The sequence below is a fragment of the Streptococcus ferus DSM 20646 genome (genome assembly GCF_000372425.1).
Classification (GTDB): Bacteria; Bacillota; Bacilli; order Lactobacillales; family Streptococcaceae; genus Streptococcus; species Streptococcus ferus.
On record NZ_AQVD01000001.1, the window covers coordinates 288,627 to 307,896 of the forward strand.

Genomic DNA, 19,270 nt, shown 5'->3' on the forward strand with positions numbered 1-19,270 from the left:
TTTTGTCAAGTTGAAATTTTTGGCTTAAAAAACGTCATTTCTCTGTGAAAAGTGTTAAAATAAAGACATGCAGCAAAAACCAAGTTCAGCCTATGTGCATATACCGTTTTGCACACAGATATGCTATTATTGTGACTTTTCAAAGGTCTTTATTAAAAATCAGCCAGTAGATACGTATTTGGTCAAGCTGATGCAGGAAGTTGATTATTATGAGCTTCCAGCTTTACGGACACTTTATATTGGCGGAGGGACGCCAACAGCCCTGTCGGCTGAACAATTAGATGTTCTTCTGACCAATTTGGAAGCCCGGCTAGATCTGTCGCAGCTTCAAGAATTTACGATTGAGGCCAACCCAGGCGATCTGACAGCAGAAAAAATCGCTGTTCTCAAAAGATCAAAGGTCAACCGTATTTCTCTGGGGGTTCAGACCTTCAATGACCGTCATTTGCGGCAAATTGGCAGAGGTCACAACGAAGCGCAAATTTACGACTCCATCTCAGGTCTTAAAGAGGCAGGCTTTTTCAATATTTCGATTGATTTGATCTATGCCTTGCCGGGACAGACAATGATGGATATTGAAAAAAATGTCGAAAAGGCTTTAGCGCTTGATATTCCTCACCTCAGCTTGTATAGTCTGATTTTGGAAAATCACACCGTTTTCATGAATCGACAAAGACGTGGTCAGCTTCATCTCCCTAATGAAGATACTGAATCAGATATGTTTGCTTATATCCTAAGCGAGCTGAAAAGGCAAGGGTTTGACCATTATGAAATTTCCAATTTTGCCAAGCCGGGATTTGAGAGCCGGCATAATCTGATGTACTGGGATAATGCAGAATATTACGGTATCGGAGCTGGAGCTTCAGGTTATCTAAATGGGATGCGCTATCGCAATCGAGGTCCTATTCAGCATTATTTAAAGGCTGTCAGTGAGCAAGGCCATGCCCGTCTCCATGAAGAATACCTGACCAAGGCTGAGCAGATGGAAGAAGAGATGTTCCTAGGTCTGCGCAAAAAGTCAGGCATTTCGGTGGCGAGATTTGAAGAAAAGTTTCAGCTGTCTTTCAATGATCTTTATGGAGCAATCGTTGATCAATTGATTGCAGAAGGGCTTTTAAAAAACAATAAGCAGCAGATTCAGATGACCCAGAAAGGGCTTTTTTTGGGAGATACTGTTGCTGAGCGGTTTATTCTGGAGTAAGGATATGGGAAAAAAATACAAAACGACTTATCAGATTCCATTTTATGAGAGTGATATCAATCAAAATGTCAAACTGCCTCATATCCTGTCAGTTGCCCTGCAGGTTTCGGGTATGCAGTCTCTGGAACTGGGAATGAGTGATGAGAAAATTTTTAAAGACTATCATCTGGTTTGGGTCATTACAGACTATGAAATTGAGATAGAACGTCTGCCCCGTTATGCTGAGACGGTTACCATTGAGACAGAAGCGCTGTCTTACAATCGTTATTTCTGCTACCGGAGCTTTGCGATTTATAGTCAGGAAGGTCAAAAAATCATGACCATTTTATCAACCTTTGTTTTGTTGGACTATGACAGCAGAAAGGTTCATGAAGTTGTCGAAGCGATTATCCGCCCTTATGCGTCCGAAAAGATTAAGAAAATCAATCGAGGACCCAAGTACCATAAACTGGCTGATCCTCAGGAAACTCTTTACCATGTGCGGTATTTTGACCTTGACTTAAACGGTCATGTGAATAACAGCCGCTACATTGAATGGATGTACGACGTTTTAGAGCTCGATTTCCTGAAAACGCATATCCCACGAAAAATCAGCCTTAAGTACGTTAAAGAAGTCCACCACGGAAAGGATGTTTTGTCGCGTCTTGAGCAGTCTGGACTGACAACCAGGCACGAAATTGTCAGCCAAGGGCAGCTTAATGCGCAGGCAAGCATCGAATGGCGGAGGCTTTAGAAAGAAGGAGCGGAGCAGTCAAACACAACCGTTAGGCCTTCAGACGGTGCTTATTTTGTGATGGAAAAGTTGCTGATCTCGCTAAGCGCGTCAGCTTACGTTTTGTGTCCGAGTAAGTCAGGTCCAAGGCTGGTCATGTTTTAAATTTAGAAAGAACTTATGAAATACAAAGGTTATTTGATTGATTTAGATGGTACGATTTATAAGGGGAAAGAACGTATTCCTGCCGGTGAGGCCTTTATCAGGGAATTGCAGAGAAGAGATATCCCTTATGTTTTAGTGACCAATAATACTACAAGAACGCCCGAGATGGTTCAGACCATGCTATCAGAATCCTTTCATATTGAGACGGGTCTTGAGACAATTTACACAGCTACTTTAGCCACTATTGACTACATGAAGGATATGAATCGTGGCAATACGGCTTACGTCATCGGAGAGACTGGTCTAAAAACAGCAGTAGCTGAGGCAGGATTCCGTGAAGATAAGGAAGCACCAGCCTATGTTGTCGTTGGCTTAGATACGGCTCTGACCTATGAGAAGCTGGCGACGGCGACATTAGCCATTCAAAGAGGGGCTGTTTTTATCGGAACAAATCCAGACCTAAATATTCCGACAGAGCGCGGTCTTATGCCAGGAGCGGGCTCAATTCTGGCCCTGCTTGAAAAGGCCACCCGTGTTCAGCCAGTTATCATCGGAAAGCCGGAGGCTGTTATTATGAATAAAGCCTTGGATAGACTAGGCGTTAGGCGTTCGCAAGCGATTATGGTAGGTGACAATTATCTCACAGACATTACTGCAGGCATTAAAAATGATATTCCGACGCTTTTGGTCACAACAGGTTTTACAAAGGCAGAAGAAGTGGCCAGTCTTCCAATTCAGCCAGATTATGTCCTGACCAGTCTTTCAGAATGGAACTTCGATGAAAACTAGACTTTTAGCCTTTGCCACTATCCTTTGCCTGCTGGCCCTAGCTATTCTGGCAACTATCTATCTGGCCTGGCTTTGCTACCCTTTGGAGATTTCCTGGCAAAAGCTGGATCAGGTCGTTTATATGAAGCCAAATCAGATTATGGTTAATGTTAATATTCTGATGGACTATCTGACCAATCCCTTTTCACGGCAGCTCAATATGCCGGATTTTCCGTCCTCAAAAAGCGGTCTAAAACATTTTGCAGACGTTAAGCACCTTTTTCACCTGGCTCAGCTCTTGTTTATCGTCCTCCTTTATCCCGCCTACCGTTTTATCAAGGAACAGCTTAAAAAAAAGTCGCTTTGGTTTTACCAAAGAGATTTTGTTGTGGCAGCTCTTTTCCCTTTGTTAATCGGGTTCTTGGGGTTCTTTTTTGGGTTTGACCGATTTTTTACCCTTTTTCACCAGTTTCTTTTTCCGGGTGATTCATCCTGGCTCTTTAACCCTTACACCGATTCGGTGATTTATATTTTGCCGGAAACGTTCTTTATGCACTGTTTCCTGCTTTTTTTGGTCCTTTATGAGCTTCTCATGCTGACCATGATTTGGCTAGCCAAATCAACAACTCCAAAAGAAAGATATACGAATGAAACAGTCTAAATACCTTGTTCCTGGCATTGTCATGCTAGGTGTTGTTCTAAGAATTCCCTTTACAGCTCTGACGCCGGTGTTGACCGATATTGCTAAGGGACTCCATGTTTCCGTTGATTCCTTAGGCATGCTGACGACGATTCCTCTGCTCATGTTTGCCCTCCTGTCTAATCTGGCGCCAAAGATTGCGGAGAAGACTGGTGTGGAAAAACTCTTCACCTATGTTCTCTTCCTCATGTTGATAGGCTCAGCGATACGGGTCTTTAATCTCCCCATGCTCTATCTAGGGACGACCTTAATTGGTGTCAGTGTTGCCATGATGAATGTCATGCTGCCCAGCCTTGTGACATTGAATTTCCCACTAAGGGTTGGTTTTTATACCACCATTTATACCACCTCAATGGGATTGGCTTCTGCAATTGTCTTTGCGCTGGCAGTCCCTCTTGTCCGACTGACCTCATGGCAGGTTTTGATCGTGATGCTGACGCTCATCGTTCTTCTGGCCTTGCTGATTTGGCTGCCCAATACAGCCAACAACCATGAGCTGAGAACATCAGAAACAAGTAGGAAGGCTCCGAATCTCTGGAAAAATAAGGCGGCTCTTGTGATGCTGATTTTTGGTGGTATTCAGTCCATGCTTTTCTATACCGAAACGACTTGGCTGCCAACGATGGCACAAAGCGCCGGACTCTCCAAAGAACTTGCCGGCATTCTGGCCTCCTATTTTTCGATCATCAGTATTCCTGTTTCTATGCTGGTACCTGCCTTTGTCGGCCGCTCCAGTGCTCGTCAGCGTAAATGGGTTATGGGAATCTTTTGCGGTATGAGCATTATAGGTTTAGCCATGTTGATTGTCATACAGACAGACAATCTCTTTTATTGGATTTTGGTGAATAGTCTCCTAGGAATATCGGTAGCGGCTCTTTTCCCCTATCTTTTGACCATATTCTCTCTAAAAAGCAGCTCAGGAGCTGTCACTGCGCGCTTGTCAGGGATGGTCCAGGCAGGTGGCTACTTTTTGGCAGCTATCGGCCCTGCCATGTTTGGCTATCTCTTTACCTTGAACCGATCCTGGGATTTAGCCGTTACTATCCTTTTTGCCCTGAGTCTTATCATGACTTGGTGTCTCCTTTATATCGAACGTTTTGAAAAAGTCGAATAAATGTTAAAACAAGCGCCTGAAAGCGCTTGTTTTAATGCTGTGTTCTTGCTTAAAGTGCTCTCCCTTTGTCTTTTCGCCCCCAATAGTTTAAAATAGGGTTACAATGAGTTGAACAGAGGAGAGGGTAAGACCGTATGGAAAAGACATTTTTTATTATCAAACCAGATGGGGTTAGGCGAGGCTTAATTGGTGAGGTTTTGAAACGCATTGAGCGGCGTGGGTTTGCCATTGATAAATTGGAGATGCGCTTGGCGAGTCCGGAGCTGCTTAGGGAACATTATCAAGAATTGGTGAATAAGCCATTCTTTCCGGAGTTGGAATCTTACATGACCAGCGGTCCTCTGTTGATAGGTGTCATGTCTGGCAATCGTGTGGTTTCTTCTTGGCGGACGATGATGGGAGCGACTAATCCAAAAGATGCCCTTCCGGGAACGATTCGCGGTGATTTTGGGCAGGCGCCAGGTGATGATGGCGGGATTTTTAATGTGGTGCACGGTTCGGATTCAAGAGAAGCAGCAAGTCGTGAGATAAGTCTCTGGTTTGGAAAGGATTAACGGTTCTTTGTCAATTGTGGTGGGTTGATGAAAAGCTATGCTCTAGAGAGGACGACCTTCGTCTTCTCTTTTTTGATGCTTAGGCCGAATCTTAGTTTTTTAATGTTCAAATTTCTCAAAGCAAAAGATTTGCTTGATGACTTTAATGAAGTTGTTGCTTGCTTCCAATTTAGCTTCTGAATAGGGAAGCACAAGGGTGTTGGTCAACCTGCCCTTGTCCTTCAAAAAAGCTTCATAATACCTACGGTGGTCTTACCCATTGCAGAAATTATAGAGCCATAAAAACAAAAAACACTTAAACGAAGGTTCAAGTGTTTCTCTGTGTTTGAAATATCAGTTTGGCAGAAAGGGTAGAAGCTTTCTGATCCTATGTAATGACTGTTCCGATAATTTCAATATTGTCATCCTTCTTTAAGATGATATCATCATAATCTGGATTGAGAGAAATTAGTCGAATTTCCTTGTTTTTTCGGTAAAGTTTTTTGACATAGGCTTCATTATTCACAATGACAACGATAATTTGTCCATGATGAATAGTTTTTGTTTTCTTAACAAAAACAAGGTCACCATCATAAAACAGTGGCTCCATACTGTTTCCGTTTACTTTTAGAGCTAAATCATGCTCTGGAACAGGTGATGGGTATTGAATTGTTTCCTGCCTTTCCTGTCCAACCCAGATGCCAGTACCGGCAGAGACTTCTCCATAAAGTACGACATTTTCATAATGACGGCCAATAGCATGATACAAATCTTGAGCATTTCTGACGTGGTCTAAATAGATGATATCTTGGCTAGCCATTTCATCTGCGATGAATTTGTCAACGATTTCTTGATATTGGTAAGCAGCAAATTTCTTTTTAGAACTCTTGGAAGGCTCTGCATTTGCTTTAGTTTGGGCTTGCTGCTCAGCTACCTGATGACGACAATAGTCAAGGAGGCTTTTCTGCCGTTCAGGTTCTAACTGATTAGCCAAAGCGCTAATTTGCTTGAGAATGGCGGAAGTGTTTTCACTGGAAAATCTAGGATCAATGTCTGATTTTTTTAAACCGAAGAAGTCAGCAATTTTCTGAATGTTTCCCGCCTTTGGCAGACTTTTTCCTTTTACATATTCATTAAAACTGCTTGTGGGAATATTAAGGACAGCAGCCACATGAGATTGCTTCATTCCGCTTTCAGATAGAAGTCTTTGTAAATTAATAGAAATCGTTTTCATAGCTTCTAAATCTTGTGGTGTTAATTTTCCACGTCCCATAGGCCACCTCCCTTAAAATAAATAGCTTTATTACATAATATCGCTTTCAACTTCAAATGTAAATAAAAAAAGCAGTTTTCAGAGAAAAACGCTTGACTTCCGTTTTAAAGCGAATTATAATATTCTTATTAAAATAGTTTTTATAAGGGGAAAGTTTTGACTGTAATATAATCTTCACCTCATTAATTTCAAAATCTTAATTGTCAAAGCAGCTGATTGAGTTCCCTTTTGAAAGTCAAGAGTATGATGTGAGTGATACTACTATTTTTAAGTGATGGCCTCAATATAACTTGCATGGGAATTAGTTGATAAGGTGAAAGGGGAAGCAGAAAGTGGAGAAGTTGACATTACGAGCTCTCAGAGTGAACTATAGTTTAAGCCCTAAAGAGGTGGCTGATCACCTAGGAGTCCCTCAACACACTCTGCTAGGCTATGAAGAGGATAGTTCTGATATTCCTGTTCATCTAGCCAATGATTTGGCCGATTATTATGGCATCGAGCTAGATTCTATTTTTTTAGGGAAAACATCCGATTTAAAACAGAAATTCAAAAATGAGTCTGAGAGATAGATCTTATGGATGTTAAGTGTTATATGATTGATAAATAAAAGAGCTTCATTAGAAACTTATAAATTTACTTTATGGCCATATTCCTTAAAAATACAGTCTTTAATGATGTAATTACAGTTGCGTTTCTTTTTGTAATGAATATAATATGAAGGAAGGTTTTTATGAAAACGAAAACTGCTAAGATTACTTTATTTAGCGGATTAGTATTAGCGGCTTTTGGGGCATCAAATGTTTTTGCTGACGAGCCTGCGGCTGCTCCAAGTTCTGATACTGTTGCAGCACCAGTTTCGGATACACAAACGACACCAGCTGCCACAGAAGAAGTGACGTCACCTACTAAGACGGAAGTATCTAGTGATGCTAAGTCTACAACCTATGATGTAACTTCTAAAGAATTGGAAGATGCTAAGGCAACAGCAGCTACAGAAAATCTAACAGTTAAAGAAACTGATGCTGTTAAACAGCCTACAGTAGAAGCAGCAGATGCTGATAATAAAGAACAGGCTCAAAAAATTAATGCAGCAGTAGCTGATTATAAAAAAGCCAAAGAAGAACTCCCTGCAAAGCAAGAACAGTATAAGAAAGAGCTTGAACAATACAATACTGATATTGCAGAATACAAGGCCCAAAAAGCAGCTTATGAACAATACAAGAAAGAGGTTGACAGCGGCACAGCATCTGGCCGTATTGAAAAAGCACAAGGGCTTGTATTTGTAAATGAACCTGAGGCAAAAATCTCTATTGAAGGCGTAGATCAATATTTGACTAAAGAATCTCGTCAGCAGCATTTGACTGATGATATTTTAGAGCAGTACAATACTGACAAGTATACAGATACGGACTTTACTGAAACGAATCCATACGATCCCAAAGAAGATACTTGGTTTAAAATGAACGTTGGTGATAAGATTTCAGTTACTTATGATAATATCCTCAACTCAACTTATGAAGATAAGAAAATTGGTAAGGTTAAAATTGATTATACCTTGAATAGTTCAACCAATGCAGAAGGCTCTGCTCTTGTAGAATTATTCCACGATCCGACTAAGACTATCTTCATTGGGGCACAAACATCTAATGCTGGTAGAAATGACAAGATTAGTGTGACGATGCAAATTGTTTTCTATGATGAAAATGGTAATGCCATTGATTTGAGTGGCAATAAGGCTATCATGAGTCTTTCTTCCTTGAATCACTGGACAAAAGAGTACGGTGATCATGTGGAAAAAGTGAATCTTGGAGATAATGAATTTGTTCAAATTCCAGGTTCATCTGTAAGTTTGCATGGTAACGAGATTTACTCAGCTAAGGATAATCAATATAAAGATAACGGTGCGACCTTTAATGGTGATGGTGACGATGGCTGGGATGCCGTAAATGCTGATGGTATCCCTCGTTCGGCTACTGCTTATTACGGTGCAGGAGCCATGACATACAAGGGGGAAGCTTTCACTTTTACAGTTGGAGGTAATGATCAACATTTACCAACAACGATTTGGTTTGCTACAAACTCAGCTATAGCTGTACCAAAAGATCCGGGTGCTGAACCTACTCCTCCAGTAGAACCAAGTGTATCAGAACCTGAATTGATTTGGCACAAAAACAGAGTGGTAGAACCTAAAGGAGCTGTTCCCCCAGTAATACCTCCTGAAACACCCGATAAACCAATCATACCACAAACACCCCCTCCAACGCCGGATGCACCAAAACCATCTGTACCGAATAAGCCAAGGAGTTTTAGACCTGCAAGAAAAGGTGAGGTCCGTGTTAGAGACTGTGAATATCAAGCATTTCTTCCACAAACTGGTGATGACAATCAAACAACTCTGTTTTCTCTTGGGCTTGTCTCAACAACTTTTGCAGTAGCAACAGTTATTGCAGCACAAAAACGCAACCATCGGTAATGACTCCTAATGATAAAGAGTATTGCCTTAAGAATCTGGGATAATTACTATCCTAGATTTTTTATTTTTGACTTTTATCAATAAGTGATTAACAATGACTTTATTATTGTTAAATATAGATAAAAACATCTGTTCATAAGGTTATGAATGATCTGTAATAACGTTTCATAGTTTCAATGATGTGATGAAGGTTACTTGTTTGATGTGCTTGAAAAACAGGATGCTTATTCCAGCTTCCTTTAGGGAGAAATCAAATGTAAGATATGGTAAGCCCTTGTCTTTTTTGTTATAATAGAGCTACTGATTAATTTTAACAAGGATAAAAATGGATAGACAAGAACTTAAAAAACGCCAAGAAAAAATTCGTAATTTTTCCATCATTGCCCATATTGATCATGGGAAATCAACCTTGGCAGACCGTATTTTAGAACAGACAGAGACAGTTTCCAGTAGGGAAATGCAGGCTCAGCTCTTGGACAGCATGGATTTAGAACGTGAGCGCGGTATCACCATCAAGCTGAATGCGATTGAACTCAACTATACTGCCAAAGATGGTGAAACCTATATTTTCCATCTGATTGACACGCCGGGGCATGTCGACTTTACTTATGAAGTATCCCGTTCTCTGGCAGCCTGTGAAGGGGCTATTTTGGTGGTTGATGCGGCGCAGGGGATAGAAGCTCAGACTTTGGCCAACGTCTATCTGGCTCTGGATAATGACTTGGAAATCTTGCCTGTCATCAATAAGATTGATCTGCCTGCCGCTGATCCAGAGCGTGTCCGCGCAGAAATTGAAGATGTTATTGGTCTTGATGCCAGCGAAGCGGTCTTAGCTTCAGCCAAGGCAGGTATTGGGATTGAAGAGATTTTGGAGCAGATTGTGGCAGATGTTCCTGCTCCTGCAGGCGATGTCGAAGCTCCTCTGAAGGCGCTTGTTTTTGACTCTGTCTATGATGCCTATCGTGGTGTTATCTTGCAGGTTCGGATCATGGATGGTATCGTGAAACCTGGTGATAAAATCCAGATGATGTCAAACGGAAAGACCTTTGATGTTACCGAAGTAGGAATTTTCACTCCTAAGGCTGTTGGCCGTGATTTCTTGGCAACAGGAGATGTGGGTTACATTGCAGCTTCTATTAAGACAGTTGCTGATACGCGGGTTGGTGATACGGTCACCTTGGCCGACAATCCAGCGTCCGAAGCCTTGGCAGGCTATAAGCAAATGAACCCTATGGTTTTTGCGGGGATTTATCCTATTGAATCCAACAAATACAATGACCTGCGAGAATCACTGGAAAAACTTCAGCTCAATGATGCCAGCCTGCAGTTTGAACCGGAAACCTCACAGGCACTTGGCTTTGGTTTCCGCTGTGGTTTCTTAGGGCTTCTTCATATGGATGTGATTCAGGAACGCTTGGAGCGGGAGTTTAATATCGATCTGATTATGACAGCACCATCTGTTGTTTACCATGTTTATACGACAGATGGCGAGATGCTGGAAGTTTCTAATCCGTCCGAGTTTCCTGATCCAACAAAGGTGGATAGTATCGAAGAGCCTTATGTCAAAGCTCAAATCATGGTGCCGCAGGAATTTGTCGGAGCTGTCATGGAGCTAGCCCAGCGTAAGCGTGGTGATTTTGTCACCATGGATTACATTGATGATAATCGGGTCAATGTCATCTACCAGATTCCGCTGGCTGAAATTGTTTTTGATTTCTTTGATAAGCTGAAATCTTCAACACGCGGGTATGCTAGTTTTGATTATGAAATCTCGGAATATCGGAAATCGCAGCTGGTTAAAATGGATATTCTGCTCAATGGCGATAAGGTGGATGCCTTGAGTTTTATTGTCCATAGAGAATTTGCTTACGAACGCGGAAAGCTAATTGTTGAAAAACTCAAGAAAATCATCCCGCGTCAGCAGTTTGAAGTGCCGATTCAGGCGGCCATTGGTCAAAAGATTGTGGCTCGATCTGACATCAAAGCGCTTCGTAAAAATGTCCTTGCCAAGTGTTATGGCGGTGATGTTTCCCGTAAACGCAAGCTTTTGGAAAAACAAAAGGCTGGTAAAAAGCGGATGAAAGCTATTGGTTCCGTTGAAGTACCACAGGAAGCCTTCTTAAGTGTCCTTAGTATGGATGAAGACGGCAAGAAATAACAAAATGATTCCCTAGGGAATCATTTTTTGATAATAAGATTCAGAGCTTCCTCGATTTTTCGGTCTTGTTCCTCGGTATTTTCTGCTGGGTGATCCATCACCTGTCTGATTTTTTGACTAATCACCAGCCCCATTGTCCGATTGATACTAGAGCGGACGGCCGTTAGTTGTGTGACAATGTCAATACATTCTTCTTCGTCCTCAATCATTCTTTGGATACCTCTAAGCTGGCCTTCAGCCCGTTTTAATCGGTTTAAAATATCTTTTTTTGCCATTGCTTTACCTCTTTATTTGATAATCCCATTATACCGGCGATGGGTATGTCCGTCAATAGAAGTGAATTCTAAGATAAAACAGTAGACAAGAGCATCTATTTTTGTTATTTTATAGATACCCACACGGGTATATTAAGAATCCCTTGTTTTCCATTATACTGAAGGTTGGAAAGGCCTGATGTCGTGAAAAATACTAATAGAGGTATCTTTAGGAAACGAGCTCGACTAGGGAAACGATCATGATAGAGGCTTTGTTAACGAAAAGCATTAAAGGATTGGAGGAAAAGATGACGAAGATTATTATTGTTGGAGGTGTTGCCGGTGGGATGTCAGCGGCAACGCGTTTACGTCGATTAATGGAGGAAGCAGACATTATTGTCTTTGATAAGGGACCTTATGTTTCTTTTGCCAATTGCGGTCTGCCATTCCATGTGTCAGGAGAAATTGAGAAACGCAGCAGTCTCTTGGTCCAGACGCCGGAGGCTTTGAAGGCTCGCTTTAATCTGGATATTAGGCCTGAAACAGAAGTTTTGCGCCTTGATAAGGATAAAAAAGAAGTGGTGGTGAAAAGCTCTGATAAGAGCTATCGTGAAAGTTATGACTACCTCATTTTATCTCCAGGGGCAAAGCCTTTTGTCCCAGATTTACCAGGATTGGACGAAGCGACAAATGTTTTTACGCTTCGTAATATTCCTGATTTAGATCAAATCATGGAAAAACTAGAGCAATCACCAGCTAAAGCTACCGTCATCGGTGCGGGTTTTATTGGACTAGAGATGGCAGAGAGTTTGGCCAAGCGGGGACTTGAGGTGACAATTGTTGAAAAAGCCTCTCATGTGCTGCCTCCTCTGGATGAGGAAATGGCCAGTTTTGTTCAGGGAGAACTCCAAAAAAAGGGAATTAGGCTTTATACCAATCAATCGGTTCAGGCTTTTCAAAATGGCGGAAAAACCATTGTTTTGGAAGACGGCAGTCAGCTAGAAACTGATTTAACGCTCATGTCAATAGGTGTCCAGCCAGAATCCAGTTTGGCAGAGGAAGCTGGTTTAGCACTTGGTTTTCGCAATGGTATCATCGTCAATGATACATATCAAACCAGCCATCCAGACATCTATGCGGTTGGCGATGCTATCTTGGTTCGACAGGAAATCACTGGTGAGGAGGCCCTGATCTCTCTGGCAAGTCCGGCCAATCGGCAGGGTCGGCAGGTGGCCGATGTTATTGCCGGTTTGGAGAGAAGCAATAAAGGCAGTATTGGGACTGCTATTGTCCGTATTTTTGATCTTGTGGCGGCTTCGACAGGTCTTAATGAAAGACTAGCGCGACAAAAGTTTTTAGATGTAGCAGTTGTCCATACGACAGGCAAGGATCATGCGGGCTATTATCCAGGTGCCAGTGACCTGATTCTAAAATTGATTTTCAATTCTAAGACGGGTCGTCTTTATGGAGCGCAAGCTATTGGACAAAAGGGTGTTGATAAGCGGATTGATGTCTTGGCGACAGCTATTAAAGCTAGACTAACGATTTTTGATTTGCCAGAATTAGAGTTTACTTACGCACCGCCATTTGGCGCAGCCAAGGATCCTGTCAATATGATTGGCTATGCTGCCATCAATATTGCAGAAGGCATTAGTGAAACTGTCCAGTGGTATGAATTAGAAGATGAATTGGCACAAGGTGCCGTTCTTTTGGATGTTCGTACAGCAGGCGAGCTTGCGAAGGGCTATTTCCCAGAAGCGCTCTCTATTCCTTTAGATGAGCTACGCTCAAGAATAGACGAACTGGATCCAAGTCGACGGTATATTGTCAGCTGCCACAGCGGCTTGCGCTCTTATCTGGCAGAGCGCTTGCTGAAACAGCATGGTTTTCAGGTGAAAAATTTAGACGGAGCCTATCAGCTCTATCAGGCGGTCAGACCAGAAAGGATTAAGCATGGTTAAATCTATTAGTATGTCAGAATTGAAAACTCTTTTAGAAGAAGGGGGGATTCATCTGCTTGATGTTCGAGAAAGGACGGAGTATACCAATGGTCATATCCCGCAGGCTGAGAATGTTCCGCTTAGTGAGCTTGCAGATACCTATCACCAATTAGATGCTTCAAAGACCTATCACATTGTTTGTCAGATGGGCGGTCGTTCGGCTCAGGCTTGTGCCTTTTTAGAAGGGCTGGGCTATCGAACGGTCAATATCCAAGGAGGAACGGATGCCTGGCCTGGGCTACTTGAGCAGTAATAAGTGACAAGTCCTTTGGCTTTCTGTTTAGGAAGCGGGGCTTTTTGCTTGCTTTAGAAATCTTTGGAAATATAGTATAATAGCTGATGATAAGACCTAGGATAGGAGGAAAGAGATGACTGAAACAAAAGAAGAACTCCGTCGGCGGATTGGAGATTTAGCTTATGAAGTGACGCAGCACGGAGCAACCGAACGTGCGTTTACGGGCCAATATGATGATTTCTTTGAAGATGGCCTCTATGTCGATGTGGTCAGTGGTGAGCCTCTTTTTTCATCACGGGATAAATACGCTTCTGGCTGCGGCTGGCCTGCTTTTAGCCGACCGCTTGATCAGGAGAGAATTACGAACCACCAAGATAATAGCTTTCAGATGCAGCGAATTGAGGTCAAAAGCCGTCAGTCTCAATCTCATTTAGGTCATGTTTTCAACGACGGTCCGCAGGATAAGGGAGGTTTGCGCTACTGTATCAATTCGGCTGCCTTAAGGTTTATCCCATATAGCGAGCTTGATCAAGAGGGGTACTCGGATTATAAAGCATTATTCTCAGAGAAAGGGGAAGGCAATGACGATTAGACGAGCGACGGTTCAGGACATTCCGGCTCTGCAGTCTTTGTTACAAGATATTCTCAAGGTGCACCATCAGATTAGACCGGATTTATTTAAGGCAGAAGGCAGCAAGTATTCTGATGTGCAGCTGGAAGCGCTGCTGGCAGATGCTAAAACTCCCGTCTTTGTCTACGCAGATCATAGCGGTCAGATTTTGGGACACCTTTTCTTGCAGCTGAAAGAATTGGAAGACTCATCGGTGGCTTATGCGACCAAGAACCTCTATATTGATGACCTTTGCGTATCAGAAAAAGCCAGGGGACAGCAGCTGGGCCAGAAACTTTATGACTTTGCTTTGGCCTATGCTAAGGAGAATGGCTGTGACAGAATAACCTTGAATGTGTGGAATGCCAATGAGGGGGCTGTCCGTTTTTATGAACGGCAGGGAATGACAGCTAGAGAGACCAAGATGGAGTTAAAGCTCTAAAATCTTAGTTAAGGGACTGTTTTTTTAAGAGAATTTTTTGTAAAATAATAGAGAAAGATTATATTTTAGGAGGGCAATATGCCTAGACATCGTATCAGCAGACGTAAGTCTCAACGAAAAATTATCATCAAACTACTATCCATTGGCCTATGCTTAGTGCTTGCCGGAGCGGCTATTTTCTTTGTGTCCAACTATTTCAAAAACCGTCAACAGACAGTCTCTGATTCACGGACGCAAACGCACGTGGCAGCACCTAAGGGTGAAACGACAACGACAACAACGACTGACAGCAGCAGTCAAACCAGTTTTGATTTGGAGGCTATTGCTTCGGGGAACTATGCGAGTGCCAAAGGGACTTGGAAAAACGAAGCTGGGGATAGCCTGACCTTAAATGACACAGGTCTTGAAACGGCTTCGATTCAAGGAATGACAAGCTTTAGTTTAACACCTTACCAACTGATGGCGGACGGTGTCTATCAGGCGACCTTAGCTGCAACGGATGGTTCGATGACCTATTCTCTTATTTTTATTAAGGCTGGGACAACCATTCCTGCAGAACTTTTTGTGTCGGGCTATAGTGACACTTCTGACACGCAGAAAAATCGTCTTTATATTACAAGTCAAGCACTTGGAGATGATCATTTTAACAGCAATGTCCTCTATCAAACGGCAAATTAAAAAAATACCTTGGATCAATCCAAGGTATTTTTAGATTAGTGACGTTGACCGATGAAGCGTTTTAAGAAGACCAACAGGTAGCCGACAGCGACATAAGCTAACAAGATGACCAAGGCATTTTTCAAGACCGTCAGGCCGCCGTATTTGTTCATGTTGATAAAAAAGTATGGGAAGGGGCTGTCCTCAGAACCTGGAATGGGCCACTTGAGAAACAGGCCATTGCCAATGGCAAAGACGAAGTAGGCTAAGGGGAGAGCTGTCCACACAAAGGGAGAAAACCAGCGATAGACTTTGACTTTGTCTAAGATAAGGGTATCACAAATCAACCCAACTGGTACAATATAGTGAACAATGAAATTACGGATATTATAGTAGTCCTCTGGTTTGACCTTGGGAGCTAGGAGAAAATGATAGACCAAAAACGTAATGGTGATGGCCATGGTAACAGCAGCTTTTTGGACTAAGAGTGGATTATTCTGATTAATAGAGCCGTTTCTTCGCTCCCATGAAATAAGGTAGAGGAGAAATGAAAAAACGAGAATATTGGAAAGAACGGTATAATAAAGCAGCATTCCAAATCCATCTTGATACAGCTGCATACTGACACCGATGATTCCCAGAATTGCCAGAAGGCCTCGGTAGACTTGTGTTTTTGACATCGTGTAAAACCTTTCTAAAAACTCTTTCTATCATATCATATTTTCTTTGACCTGTGAGAGGAATATTTGTAAAATAAGAATAATGAGACAAAGGAAAGACTAATTGTGACTAATTTTTGTGATTATGTGAAACAGAACAGTAGGAACTCTTTTGCAGATTTGCCTTTAAATGAAGTCGATATTGCCTGTTTAAATGAACTGGCTTATCTGCCTTTAGGAGACTGGCTTGGTCAGGAGCAGCTAGCCCTGGACAAAGTTGCATTGGGTCAATTTAGGGATTATGAAAAGACCTTACAGGTAGATCTTGATTTTTTAATCACCAAGGAACGCTGGAATCTTTTTCAGGCGGTCTTAGACAGCAAGAGGTTTGAGCAGCTACATTTATCTTATTATACCAATGAGGTCAGTAGTGAATTTGAGCGGCAGTTTGCTGCTATGATGTTGGAGATTCCTGAGATAGGTCATCGCCAATTGATTTTTCGGGGAACGGATGACAGTCTGATCGGCTGGAAAGAGGATTTCCAGATGACCTATATGCGTGAAATTCCTGCGCAACGGCTGGCCGTTGCCTACCTTAAGCATTATTTAGAAACGACAGAAGGCCAGCTCATTATTTCTGGTCATTCCAAGGGCGGCAATTTGGCCCTCTATGCCGCCAGTCAGCAATCAAGCGGCCAGCAGGAGCGTATCCAGAAGATTTATTTGTTTGATGCCCCTGGCTTGCACCAGACGGTCCTATCTTCACCCGGTTATTTAGCCGTAAGAGGTAAGGTGGTCGCTATTCGCCCGCAGGAATCCATCGTGGGCATCATGCTGTCGTCGGACATTCAGGTTCATATCATTGAGAGTTTGAAATTTGGGATGGAGCAGCATTTGATGGCCAACTGGCAGGTCAATTCGACAGGTACTTTTGTCAAAGCTAAAGAGTCAACGGCCCTGAGTCAAGCCTTGGAAAAGACCTTTAAGGTCTGGACAGAGGAATTGTCCAGTCAGGAGTTAAAAATTTTCTTTGATACTTTCTTTAATCTTTTCCTAGATAATGGTATTGACAGCCTTAATGACTTCCTCAAGTGGGACACGGGTATTGCCCAGAAACTGGGTGACGTTTTCAAGGACTTAAGAACCTTGGATGAAGCGAAGCGGCAGCTGATGTGGAAGTCACTGAGTCTTTTGGTTAAGACGTTTAATCAAACATCTTTTGACCATCAAAAGGCTAAATTTGACAAGGGGGAATTTGAATTCAGTAAATGGCTCAAACCTAAACCAGAGGTCTATATCAAGATTAAGCCGAAGGATTCTGAAGATAAAGAGTGATAACAAGTAAAGGGATTTTTACTTGTTTTTTGATTTTTTCTTGACTTAGAGTCGACTCCAAGGTTTATAATAGTCCCATAAAGAAAATGGAGGAAGCAAGATGAAAGCAGGAATTTTTGTCGAACCAGGACGGGTGGCTATTACAGAGGCTGACAAGCCGAAACTGCAAGATGAGGGAGATGCTCTTATCCGAATCGTCCGAGCCTGTGTCTGCGGTTCAGATTTGTGGTGGTACCGAGGAATATCATCTAAAGAAAGTGAGAGCCGAATTGGTCATGAAGCCATTGGTTTGGTTGAAGAGGTAGGCTCTGCCGTCAGCCAGATTCAAAAAGGAGATTTTGTGATTGTTCCCTTTACTCACGGCTGCGGGAAATGTGCTGCCTGTCAGGCTGGGTTTGACGGCAACTGTCCTCATGCGGGTTCAGATCCTATGGCGGGCTATCAGGCAGAATACCTGCGTTACCGCAATGCTGATTGGGGTCTAGTCAAGATCCCGGGTCAGCCTAGCGACTATTCTGATGACCAGCTCAATTCTTTCCTTACCCTTTCGGATGTTATGGCTACGGGCTATCACGCTGCCGCAACAGCAGAGGTCAGGAAAGGAGATACTGTGGTGGTGATGGGAGATGGAGCAGTCGGTCTCTGCGGTGTCATTGCCAGCAAAATGCTGGGGGCTAAGCGCATCATTGCCATGAGCCGACATAAGGACCGTCAGGAGCTGGCTCTGGCATTCGGGGCAACTGATATTGTTGCCGAACGTGGGGACGAAGCAGTTGAGCGAGTCATGGAGCTAACAAATGGTGATGGTGCAGATGCTATCCTCGAATGTGTCGGAACGGAAACCTCTGTTGAAACAGCCGTCAAGGTTGGCCGACCAGGAGCGATTGTCGGTCGGGTCGGTGTTCCGCAAAAGGCCGAGATGAATACCAATGCCCTTTTCTGGAAAAATATTGGCTTAAGAGGCGGTATTGCTTCGGTGACGACTTATGATAAAGCTGTGTTACTGGATGCTGTGCTGAAGGGGGAAATCAATCCAGGTAAGGTCTTTACCAAGCGTTTTCGCCTAGAAGAAATTCAAGAAGCGTATGAAGCGATGGATCAGCGGACAGCCATTAAATCGCTACTGGTTATTAGTGATTAGGAGTTCAGCATGAATATAAAAAAAGTGTCAGAACTAACCGGGGTATCAGCAGATACGATTCGTTACTATGAGCGTATTGGTCTCATTCCACACATTCATCGCAGCCAGTCGGGAATTCGTCATTTTACGGATAATGACATCGCAGTATTGGAATTTGTTCGCTGCTTTCGCCAGGCAGGCGTGTCTGTCGAAAGTCTTATTGACTATATGGGGCTTGTTCAAGAAGGGGATCACAATATTGAGGCTCGGATTAGTATTCTTCAAGAGGAATTGGACAGTATGAATGACCGATTGGAAGAATTGATCATGGCGCGTGATCGGCTGATTTATAAGATTGACAATTATCGTAAGAAAATTGTACCCCATGAGCAAGAATTGTTTGACAGTAAGGAAGGTTAATCGAGATGGTTAAATATCAGGAAGTCAAGGACGGTATTATTTTCCCAAGAGGTTCCAAGAATGATGCCTATGCGGCTGTATTTACGGGACAATCCTACTTGGAAGCGTTGGCTTCAGCACCAAATGGCAGAGAGCATGTTGGAAATGTGACCTTTGAGCCGGGTTGCCGAAACCATTGGCATGTCCATACAGAGGGTTATCAAATCCTGCTGGTGACAGGAGGGGAAGGGCTTTATCAAGAGGAAGGGAAGCCCGCTCGGCTTCTTCATCCCGGTGATGTAGTGGTAACTGATAAAGGGGTGAAGCATTGGCATGGTGCGACTAAAGACGCATGGTTCGTTCATTTGGCGATAACATCGGGAGCCAGCGAGTTTTTGGAAGCTGTGACTGATCAAGAGTATAGCTACGCTCAGGAGACAGCAAAAGCAGACTGATGGTAGA

At 42.9% G+C, this 19,270-nt stretch carries 21 protein-coding genes and 1 pseudogene; 18 read left to right on the top strand and 4 right to left on the bottom strand.

Annotation, left to right across the window (positions count from 1 at the left end; genetic code table 11):
• Nucleotides 1-67: 67 nt before the first annotated feature.
• From hemW to ndk, 6 genes are all read left to right on the top strand, one after another.
• Complete coding sequence (hemW, locus tag A3GY_RS0101425; RefSeq protein ID WP_026161866.1) at nucleotides 68-1,201, top strand: radical SAM family heme chaperone HemW; 1,134 nt, start codon at nucleotides 68-70, stop codon at nucleotides 1,199-1,201.
• Nucleotides 1,202-1,205: 4 nt separating this feature from the next.
• Complete coding sequence (locus A3GY_RS0101430) at nucleotides 1,206-1,934, top strand: acyl-ACP thioesterase domain-containing protein (RefSeq protein ID WP_018029615.1); 729 nt, start codon at nucleotides 1,206-1,208, stop codon at nucleotides 1,932-1,934.
• Nucleotides 1,935-2,093: 159 nt separating this feature from the next.
• The gene (locus A3GY_RS0101435) at nucleotides 2,094-2,867 is read left to right on the top strand and encodes a TIGR01457 family HAD-type hydrolase (protein WP_018029616.1); all 774 of its coding nucleotides are present in this window, start codon (nucleotides 2,094-2,096) and stop codon (nucleotides 2,865-2,867) included.
• Complete coding sequence (locus A3GY_RS09565; protein ID WP_018029617.1) at nucleotides 2,857-3,507, top strand: TIGR01906 family membrane protein; 651 nt, start codon at nucleotides 2,857-2,859, stop codon at nucleotides 3,505-3,507. The genes A3GY_RS0101435 and A3GY_RS09565 overlap by 11 nt, the downstream gene beginning before the upstream one ends.
• Nucleotides 3,488-4,660: an MFS transporter gene (locus A3GY_RS0101445; RefSeq protein ID WP_026161867.1), complete on the top strand. Its 1,173-nt coding sequence runs from the start codon at nucleotides 3,488-3,490 to the stop codon at nucleotides 4,658-4,660. Before A3GY_RS09565 ends, A3GY_RS0101445 begins: the two co-directional genes overlap by 20 nt.
• A 134-nt stretch (nucleotides 4,661-4,794) precedes the next feature.
• Nucleotides 4,795-5,214, top strand: a complete 420-nt coding sequence (gene ndk / locus A3GY_RS0101450) for a nucleoside-diphosphate kinase (protein ID WP_018029619.1) — start codon at nucleotides 4,795-4,797, stop codon at nucleotides 5,212-5,214.
• A gap of 35 nt (nucleotides 5,215-5,249) precedes the next feature.
• On the opposite strand, the pseudogene A3GY_RS10425 reads toward ndk, so the two are convergent.
• Nucleotides 5,250-5,451: pseudogene (locus tag A3GY_RS10425) on the bottom strand (ISL3 family transposase); the annotation flags it as partial.
• 130 nt (nucleotides 5,452-5,581) lie between these two features.
• The gene (locus A3GY_RS0101460; protein WP_018029621.1) at nucleotides 5,582-6,466 is read right to left on the bottom strand and encodes an XRE family transcriptional regulator; all 885 of its coding nucleotides are present in this window, start codon (nucleotides 6,464-6,466) and stop codon (nucleotides 5,582-5,584) included.
• A 332-nt stretch (nucleotides 6,467-6,798) separates the two neighbouring features.
• Here A3GY_RS0101460 and A3GY_RS0101465 point away from each other — a divergent pair, with 332 nt between their 5' ends.
• From A3GY_RS0101465 to lepA, 3 genes are all read left to right on the top strand, one after another.
• Nucleotides 6,799-7,035, top strand: coding sequence for a helix-turn-helix transcriptional regulator (locus A3GY_RS0101465; protein ID WP_018029622.1), 237 nt, complete (start codon nucleotides 6,799-6,801; stop codon nucleotides 7,033-7,035).
• A 161-nt stretch (nucleotides 7,036-7,196) separates the two neighbouring features.
• The gene (locus tag A3GY_RS0101470) at nucleotides 7,197-8,939 is read left to right on the top strand and encodes a GbpC/Spa domain-containing protein (protein ID WP_018029623.1); all 1,743 of its coding nucleotides are present in this window, start codon (nucleotides 7,197-7,199) and stop codon (nucleotides 8,937-8,939) included.
• A gap of 325 nt (nucleotides 8,940-9,264) precedes the next feature.
• Nucleotides 9,265-11,097, top strand: a complete 1,833-nt coding sequence (gene lepA, locus A3GY_RS0101475) for a translation elongation factor 4 (protein ID WP_018029624.1) — start codon at nucleotides 9,265-9,267, stop codon at nucleotides 11,095-11,097.
• A 20-nt stretch (nucleotides 11,098-11,117) separates the two neighbouring features.
• Here the strand turns inward: lepA and A3GY_RS0101480 are convergent, their stop codons facing one another.
• Complete coding sequence (locus tag A3GY_RS0101480; protein WP_018029625.1) at nucleotides 11,118-11,372, bottom strand: metal-sensitive transcriptional regulator; 255 nt, start codon at nucleotides 11,370-11,372, stop codon at nucleotides 11,118-11,120.
• Nucleotides 11,373-11,659: 287 nt separating this feature from the next.
• Here A3GY_RS0101480 and A3GY_RS0101485 point away from each other — a divergent pair, with 287 nt between their 5' ends.
• From A3GY_RS0101485 to A3GY_RS0101505, 5 genes are all read left to right on the top strand, one after another.
• The gene (locus A3GY_RS0101485) at nucleotides 11,660-13,312 is read left to right on the top strand and encodes an FAD-dependent oxidoreductase (RefSeq protein ID WP_026161868.1); all 1,653 of its coding nucleotides are present in this window, start codon (nucleotides 11,660-11,662) and stop codon (nucleotides 13,310-13,312) included.
• On the top strand, nucleotides 13,305-13,604 hold the full coding sequence (locus A3GY_RS0101490; protein ID WP_018029627.1) for a rhodanese-like domain-containing protein: 300 nt from the start codon (nucleotides 13,305-13,307) through the stop codon (nucleotides 13,602-13,604). Before A3GY_RS0101485 ends, A3GY_RS0101490 begins: the two co-directional genes overlap by 8 nt.
• 115 nt (nucleotides 13,605-13,719) lie before the next feature.
• Entirely contained in the window at nucleotides 13,720-14,178 is a 459-nt protein-coding gene (gene msrB, locus A3GY_RS0101495) for a peptide-methionine (R)-S-oxide reductase MsrB (protein ID WP_018029628.1), read from the top strand.
• On the top strand, nucleotides 14,168-14,638 hold the full coding sequence (locus A3GY_RS0101500; protein ID WP_018029629.1) for a GNAT family N-acetyltransferase: 471 nt from the start codon (nucleotides 14,168-14,170) through the stop codon (nucleotides 14,636-14,638). Before msrB ends, A3GY_RS0101500 begins: the two co-directional genes overlap by 11 nt.
• Before the next feature lie 78 nt (nucleotides 14,639-14,716).
• Complete coding sequence (locus A3GY_RS0101505) at nucleotides 14,717-15,316, top strand: DUF6287 domain-containing protein (RefSeq protein WP_018029630.1); 600 nt, start codon at nucleotides 14,717-14,719, stop codon at nucleotides 15,314-15,316.
• Nucleotides 15,317-15,351: 35 nt separating this feature from the next.
• On the opposite strand, the gene A3GY_RS0101510 is transcribed toward A3GY_RS0101505, so the two are convergent.
• Nucleotides 15,352-15,975: a Pr6Pr family membrane protein gene (locus A3GY_RS0101510; protein WP_018029631.1), complete on the bottom strand. Its 624-nt coding sequence runs from the start codon at nucleotides 15,973-15,975 to the stop codon at nucleotides 15,352-15,354.
• Between the two features lie 105 nt (nucleotides 15,976-16,080).
• Here A3GY_RS0101510 and A3GY_RS0101515 point away from each other — a divergent pair, with 105 nt between their 5' ends.
• The 4 genes from A3GY_RS0101515 (at nucleotide 16,081) to A3GY_RS0101530 (ending at nucleotide 19,263) form a co-directional block, all read left to right on the top strand.
• Nucleotides 16,081-17,289 (top strand): Mbeg1-like protein, encoded by a 1,209-nt coding sequence (locus tag A3GY_RS0101515; protein ID WP_018029632.1) that lies wholly within the window; start codon nucleotides 16,081-16,083, stop codon nucleotides 17,287-17,289.
• A gap of 100 nt (nucleotides 17,290-17,389) precedes the next feature.
• Nucleotides 17,390-18,430, top strand: a complete 1,041-nt coding sequence (locus A3GY_RS0101520; RefSeq protein ID WP_018029633.1) for a zinc-dependent alcohol dehydrogenase family protein — start codon at nucleotides 17,390-17,392, stop codon at nucleotides 18,428-18,430.
• Between the two features lie 9 nt (nucleotides 18,431-18,439).
• A complete protein-coding gene (nmlR, locus tag A3GY_RS0101525) occupies nucleotides 18,440-18,829 on the top strand; it encodes a stress response transcriptional regulator NmlR (RefSeq protein ID WP_018029634.1) in 390 nt (129 codons plus the stop codon).
• 5 nt (nucleotides 18,830-18,834) lie between these two features.
• Entirely contained in the window at nucleotides 18,835-19,263 is a 429-nt protein-coding gene (locus A3GY_RS0101530; RefSeq protein WP_018029635.1) for a cupin domain-containing protein, read from the top strand.
• Nucleotides 19,264-19,270 lie beyond the last annotated feature (7 nt).